At 35.6% G+C, this 6,738-nt stretch carries 8 protein-coding genes and 1 tRNA gene; all 9 read right to left on the bottom strand.

Annotation, left to right across the window (positions count from 1 at the left end):
• Nucleotides 1–113 precede the first annotated feature (113 nt).
• Nucleotides 114–185, bottom strand: a tRNA-Glu gene (locus ACLNCV_RS01565).
• A 92-nt stretch (nucleotides 186–277) separates the two neighbouring features.
• The gene (locus ACLNCV_RS01560) at nucleotides 278–757 is read right to left on the bottom strand and encodes a sigma-70 family RNA polymerase sigma factor (protein WP_153209010.1); all 480 of its coding nucleotides are present in this window, start codon (nucleotides 755–757) and stop codon (nucleotides 278–280) included.
• A gap of 121 nt (nucleotides 758–878) precedes the next feature.
• Nucleotides 879–2,837 (bottom strand): ATP-dependent zinc metalloprotease FtsH, encoded by a 1,959-nt coding sequence (gene ftsH, locus ACLNCV_RS01555; RefSeq protein WP_153209008.1) that lies wholly within the window; start codon nucleotides 2,835–2,837, stop codon nucleotides 879–881.
• 15 nt (nucleotides 2,838–2,852) lie between these two features.
• The gene (gene hpt / locus ACLNCV_RS01550) at nucleotides 2,853–3,395 is read right to left on the bottom strand and encodes a hypoxanthine phosphoribosyltransferase (RefSeq protein WP_153209006.1); all 543 of its coding nucleotides are present in this window, start codon (nucleotides 3,393–3,395) and stop codon (nucleotides 2,853–2,855) included.
• A 4-nt stretch (nucleotides 3,396–3,399) separates the two neighbouring features.
• Nucleotides 3,400–4,677: a tRNA lysidine(34) synthetase TilS gene (gene tilS, locus ACLNCV_RS01545; protein WP_153209004.1), complete on the bottom strand. Its 1,278-nt coding sequence runs from the start codon at nucleotides 4,675–4,677 to the stop codon at nucleotides 3,400–3,402.
• Nucleotides 4,674–5,942, bottom strand: a complete 1,269-nt coding sequence (locus tag ACLNCV_RS01540; RefSeq protein WP_060627316.1) for a serine hydrolase — start codon at nucleotides 5,940–5,942, stop codon at nucleotides 4,674–4,676. The genes tilS and ACLNCV_RS01540 overlap by 4 nt, the downstream gene beginning before the upstream one ends.
• Nucleotides 5,935–6,057, bottom strand: coding sequence for an SP_0009 family protein (locus ACLNCV_RS01535; protein ID WP_000429339.1), 123 nt, complete (start codon nucleotides 6,055–6,057; stop codon nucleotides 5,935–5,937). The genes ACLNCV_RS01540 and ACLNCV_RS01535 overlap by 8 nt, the downstream gene beginning before the upstream one ends.
• A gap of 4 nt (nucleotides 6,058–6,061) precedes the next feature.
• On the bottom strand, nucleotides 6,062–6,430 hold the full coding sequence (locus ACLNCV_RS01530; protein ID WP_000041905.1) for a septum formation initiator family protein: 369 nt from the start codon (nucleotides 6,428–6,430) through the stop codon (nucleotides 6,062–6,064).
• Nucleotides 6,423–6,689: an RNA-binding S4 domain-containing protein gene (locus tag ACLNCV_RS01525; protein WP_001234978.1), complete on the bottom strand. Its 267-nt coding sequence runs from the start codon at nucleotides 6,687–6,689 to the stop codon at nucleotides 6,423–6,425. The genes ACLNCV_RS01530 and ACLNCV_RS01525 overlap by 8 nt, the downstream gene beginning before the upstream one ends.
• Nucleotides 6,690–6,738: the final 49 nt, after the last annotated feature.

Raw genomic sequence — 6,738 nt, 5'->3', positions numbered from 1 at the left:
CGCTTCTCTCAAGCGACAACTATATTAGTATATCACAGGCACTTTCGCTTGTCAACACTTTTTTGAAACTTTTTTGAACTTTTTTCATCAAGTGTTCCATCCGCAACATACCATAGTCCGTACGGGATTCGAACCCGTGTTACCGCCGTGAAAAGGCGGTGTCTTAACCCCTTGACCAACGGACCAGAGTTGGTGTTTTCAACTCTTACTATTATACCGACTTTTCTAACTTTGTCAACTACTTTTTTCTATTTTTTTCATTTTTTTACATGGCTTCTTACCGACTACGGATATCAAACTCTTTAAACACAATACGCAAGTCCCTTAGAACTCTTTGACGCCCTCGGAAGCGTTCATGTCTTAAGATGCGTTCTAACTCTTCTTGCTTCTCTTTGCTTTGTTTGTTTCTATAATCTCTTAGTGTTTCATGAAAGAGATAATACTCATCTAGCCACAGACCTCCCTCACTGATACGATGACTAATCTCTCCCACTTCTTCATAAGGTTCTTTATCATATCTACGCTTCTGACTTTCTTGTTTACGGATATGGTCTAAAATTCGATTACGAAACTTAGTCTTGAAATATTTACGTAAGCGTGGAATATCTTCTACCAGTTCTTCTTCTCTACTGATCAATTCATGTAAGCAGATCATTCCCTCTTGGTCCCAATCCGATAACTCCCATAAATGAAGGTAATATTCATTTCTACACTTGTATACAATTCCTTGGACTTCTTCATACAATTTTTTAAGCATAAGCTTCCCCCTTTCTAGATACAGTCTAACAAATCAAGAACTTAATTGGGGCCTTTTCGCCTATTCTGTTCCCTACACCGCCTCAACTGCACAAAAAAGAGAGGGCTTGCCTCTCTTTGGGTTATTTTTCATCATTCATTTTTGACTTTACTTCATCATAAGATAGTGCATGAGATTCCTCCTCGACTGTTTCAGGCATCTTTCCTGTTTCGTAAAGAGCTTTAATTTGTGTACTATCCAATGTTTCGTATTTCAATAATGCTTCTGCAATCAACTTGTGAGTTTCACGATTTGACTGAATAATTTCAGCGGCTTTATTTCGTGCCTCATTCAATAATGAACGAACCTCTTCGTCAATTTCATAAGCTGTTTGTTCTGAAATTGATTTTTGAGGACTTTGTGCACCAAACATGGCATGATTTCCTTCATATTGAACTGGACCAAGTTTTTCACTCATCCCGTACTCTGTAACCATTGCACGCGCCATTTGAGTCGCTTGTTCAAAGTCGTTTGAAGCTCCTGTAGTTTGGACGTTAAAGATAATTTCTTCAGCTACACGTCCACCCATCAAGCCAGCCAATTGCTCTTTCATATCTTCTTTAGATAGAAGCATTTGATCTTCCTTAGGAAGTGCAATCATGTAACCACCTGCACGACCTCTTGGTACAATTGTAACCTTATGAACAACACGGGCATTCGATAAGACTAGGCCAACAATGGTATGTCCAGCCTCATGGTAGGCAACCAATTCACGTTCTCTTTGTGAAACTGTCTTATCTTTCTTAGAAGGTCCAGCAATAACTCTGTCTTCTGCTTCATCAATATCTGAAGCATCAATTATCGATTTATTGCGACGAGCAGCAACTAGAGCCGCTTCATTCAAGACATTCTCTAAATCTGCTCCAACAAAACCTGGGGTTTGTTGAGCCACTAATTTCAAATCAACATCGTCTGACAGAGGTTTATTTTTAGCGTGAACTTTCAAGATTGCTTCACGACCTTTAACATCAGGACGGCCAACCAATACTTTTCTATCAAAACGTCCTGGACGCAAAAGGGCAGGGTCAAGTACATCTGAACGGTTTGTCGCAGCGATGACAATAATCCCTTCATTTCCCTCAAAACCATCCATCTCAATCAAGAGTTGGTTCAAGGTTTGTTCACGTTCGTCATTACCTCCGCCAAGACCAACTCCACGTTGACGTCCAACAGCATCAATTTCATCGATAAAGATAATAGCTGGTGCTGCTTTTTTGGCATCTTCAAAAAGAGAACGAACACGACTAGCTCCAACTCCGACAAACATTTCTACAAAGTCAGAACCTGAGATACTAAAGAATGGAACACCTGCTTCTCCGGCGACTGCCTTAGCAAGCAAAGTTTTACCTGTTCCTGGAGGTCCCTCCAAAAGAACACCTGCTGGAATACGGGCTCCAAGTTTTGTAAATCGTTTTGGATCTTTTAAGAATTCAACAACTTCAACTAGTTCTTGTTTTTCTTCCTCAGCTCCAGCAACATCTGAAAATCTTACTTTAATATCTTCTTTATTTGCAGCTTTGGCCTTACTACGTCCAAAACTCATCGGGTTACGGCTATTATTTCCTCCCATATTTCCCATCATAGAGAATAGGAAGAAGAACAGAATACCGAATGGCACAATGGATACAAGAATATTAATCCACATACCACTTGAACTTTCATGCTTAACAGTTACTTCTGCCTTATGGTCAGAAGCAAGTTTTTGCAATTCTGATACGGTAGTATCTGAAGGAAGAATAATACTTGAAAATTTCTCTACTTTTGTAGCAGAAGGAGAAAAGAACTGGATACCTGTTTCTTCTTTACTCGTTTTAGGATTTTTATAAACACCCGAAACTTCGATAACACTACCATTTGGTTGGTAAGTTAATTCTTTTACATTGTCATCGGTAATTTCTTTTACCAATTCTGTATAATTAATCTGCTCACTTTTCCCTGCAACACTACCTGTACTAAAATACTGGTAACCTGTAACTAGGAGAAAAATAAGTAATAACCATAGAAAAGGATTTTTAATTAAACCATTATTTTGTTTTTTCATTAAAAATTGTTCTTTCTAATTTGAATACACTTCTTCTTTCAATACTCCAACATAAGGAAGGTTACGATAATTTTCTTTGTAGTCTAAACCATAACCTACTACAAACTCATTTGGGATAGTAAAGCAGGTATAGTCAGCCTCAATTTCTACAACACGTCCCTCTGGTTTATCCAACAAGGTTGCAATCTTAACAGAAGCTGCATCTCTTGCAACAAACATATCTCGCAAATTCTTCAAAGTTTGACCTGTATCAATGATATCTTCTACAAATAAAACATGTCTTCCTTTGATGTCTTGAGTCACATCTTGCTTGATATTGATGACACCGCTACTTGCTGTCCCACCATGGTAGCTAGAAACCATCATGAAGTCCATTTCAATATGTGTGTCAATATGTTTAACTAATTCAGCCATAAAAGGAATAGATCCTTTTAAAATTCCAACTAAAATTGGATTTTTTCCTGCATAGTCTTTAGTGAGTTGAGCACCTAATTTTTTAGCAGCTTCTGTAATTTCATCGTGTGAAACGAGGATTTTTTTAATATCGTTTTCTAACATTTTTTTACCTATCTATTTTTTCTATATAAAGTACAGTGTTCATTATATCATTTTTCGTGTTTTTACTCAAATTACTGGTCGCAATTCCCAAAATTGAGACAATTTCACCAAATTGCTCAATAATCAGAGCAGATTTCCGCTTTTCCATAGGGATTTTCAAATCAATAAATAGACGTCTGAGTTTTTTTGTATGCCCATTTTGAACCAAAACATCTCCTGGTTTTCGATAACGAATGTGTATGGATGTTTCGCGTGAAACAGGTATTTGTTGAATTGATTCACCTTCTAATGGAATCCCAAAGGAAAATAAATATCCTTGATAAGATACCTGATTTTGATAGTGTAACACAAGTTCATCTTCCTTTTCATCAGCCTGCGGACTGATTTTACAAATCTGAAACTGTTGGTACTCTTTTATCAATTCATAGCCATTTTTAAGCGGATGACGATACTGGCTTTTAGATTTTAAAATCTGTCGAACTTCATCAAACTGAGCTTTTGTAAGATTCAAATCTGGAAAACGATTCAGATAAGTTTGAAGTAAGACTCTTTGTGTTGACTCAGAATAAGAAAATAACTGTTGTAAATTTTCCACATCAATATTCTTTGATAATTCAGCTATAGCTAGGTCATAATCTAAAATTTCATTTCCGATACTTAAGATTGCATCTCTAAATCTAGGATTTTCTTTTTCTAATTCTGGTAAATAAGAATTTCGAATACGATTGCGAAAATAATGATTTTCCTGATTTGATGTATCTTCAAAGTGAGAAATTAGTGGAAAGTCTTTTTTCTGAAAATGCAAGAAGGGCCTAAGAATTTCTATATCCCCGACCACTTGCTTCTCCTTAATTCCTGATAGATAGCGCAAACGAGTACCTCGAATCAAACGCATCAAAATCGTTTCCACCTGATCATCAGCATGGTGGGCAGTGACTAAGGCTGTCGCACCTGTCTTTTTCATGACCTCTTGAAAAAAATTATAGCGAAAATTTCGTGCACGCGCTTCTGAAAATTCTCCTGAAAAATTGCTGACATAAATAGGAAGTCCAGCTTTAGCAACCAACTTCCTTAATTCCTTTTCTTCCCAATCTGATTCTACTCTCTGCTTATGATTCACATGAGCAAGAATCAATTCAATTTCTAACTCTTTTTGATAAGTAGACAATACCTTAAATAGAAACATAGAATCTAATCCACCAGAAAGAGCTAGCACCACTTTAGCATGCTTTTTGAAATATCCCTTCTTGAGAAAATGATTTAAAAAATCTTGTTCCCTCATTTTAGAACCTCATAAACATCTTTGGCTATCTTAGAAATCGTATCATAATCAGAATTTTTAGTGAAAATAGAAAGAATAAATGGAGAATCTGCATAGACAACACCCGTATCATGCTTAAATTCATCCGCATCTCCAATTTTATGAGCTACCTTCACAGAAACACCTTTGGCAATGCGCTCATTATCAAAATCTGTTTTGGTCAAGGACTCCAATACAAATCCGTTTTGATTATAAATAGCTTCCATAACATTCCCAGCCATTTTAGAAGAAATCAATTTTTCTTTTGGATCCCAATTATCTCCCATAATAGCAGACATCTTGGATTTAAATGTGGCATCAGATTGGTTTGAAATGTAATATCCCAACAGATTATGAGCTACGTTATCCGATTCTTTTGATACTTTCGTTATTAAGTCCTTGAGAGAATACTCTTTATTATCCTCTTTTTTAGGGAGGCTACCACTTCCCTCTGGTTTATAAGAACCTGGAAAATCATTGACTGCAGATACGTATTTTACAGTCGTGTCTAACTGATAAATCCCCTCATTTATTTTTTCTTGCGTATAATAAAGATAAGGGAGTTTCAAAACACTAGCTGCATACATCTTTTCATCTTGATTGATACCAGCTTCTTTTCCAGTAGTCAGTTGCTTAACATAAATAGAAAATGAATCCTTCTGATATTTTTCCGATAACATTTCTTGGACTTTACTCATCCGATTATCTTCTTCAGAAGTTGATTCTTTAGCTACCCATCCAGTCTGATCAATATGTAGAAATTCTCTTCCTTCTACAAACATGGTCTTATCGATTGATACCTGAGAATAAGCTGATAAGGATGATTTCACTTCTTTTAAGTCATAAGGACTATTGTACAGTTTAAAATCAAATTCTAACCATACTTTTTTTATTGTTGGAGTTATCTCTGATTGATCATATAAAAATCGTTTGTCCGCAGCTATAAATTGATGATTTGATAGCTTAAATACCGGAATTCCTTGTTTATTTAAGCGCCACTCGGTTATTTGAAAACTTGTTTGGGGAGTCAATTTTCCAGATTCCACTACTAAATCTTCATTCGCATAAACAGGAACCTCTCCATAAACCATGGGAGAACTTAATTTTTCTCTAAAATAAATACCAAAGTTAGATTGTGAAAGGTAATAAATTTCTTTCGAAGTATAGACTACTTCTTTTTCTGTGCTAACGACTTTTGAAATGGTCAAAAAACTCGGTAACAACAAAATAATTAAGAATTTACGCATTCTTCCTTTCCTTTTCTTCTTGTAAACGCAATAATTGATTTTTATCAGCCAACTCTTCCAGCTTTTCTTCCGATAGACTCAAAAATTGCTCTATTACATCTAATAAATTTTCCATTTTATCACCTTGGGAGCAAGTCAGGAATCGTATAAACAGCTTCCCGATTCTTAGAATAATAATATTTTGCACGCATGTATTTAGCAGCATAATCTTCATCTTTCAACTTTGTGGCAAAAGCTGTCTCTTTCTCCTTTTCCTCACTCAAGGTTTGATACTGAGTTTGCAAGTCTGATAACTGTTGACGTCTTTGGAGTAATTGATGATAGCTTTGAGCAAGATTATAAGTTGGTAAAATGAACAATAAAATCATCAAAATAAGAACCCAACCCATGAAACGATTACGTTTTTGTCGTTCTTTCATCAGATAGCGACGACGTTGGTGTTCATTTTGAATAAAAGAATTATTCAATTGTACGATATTTTTAGACATTTTCTTCTACCCGTGTTTCACTGATAATTTCATACATTCCTGCTGCATCTTCTTTTTTTGTACTATCCTTCATCTCTAGTACTTTTACAAGTAGCAACTTATTGCCAAAGCGAATTTCAACTTGGTCATTAACTTTCAAATCCGTTGAACTTTTGGCCAAGATTCCATTTACCTTGATTCTTCCTTTATCTGCTACTTCTTTTGCGACTGTACGACGCTTGATAATTCGTGATACTTTTAAATATTTGTCTAATCTCATTTTTATTACCTCAAATTATTATTGTATCATTTTTATCTATTTTATAGAA

The organism is Streptococcus sp. CL5.50 (assembly GCF_049738015.1).
In the GTDB taxonomy this organism is placed as follows: Bacteria; Bacillota; Bacilli; order Lactobacillales; family Streptococcaceae; genus Streptococcus; species Streptococcus mitis_CA.
This window is presented reverse-complemented; position numbering and strand designations above follow the sequence as displayed.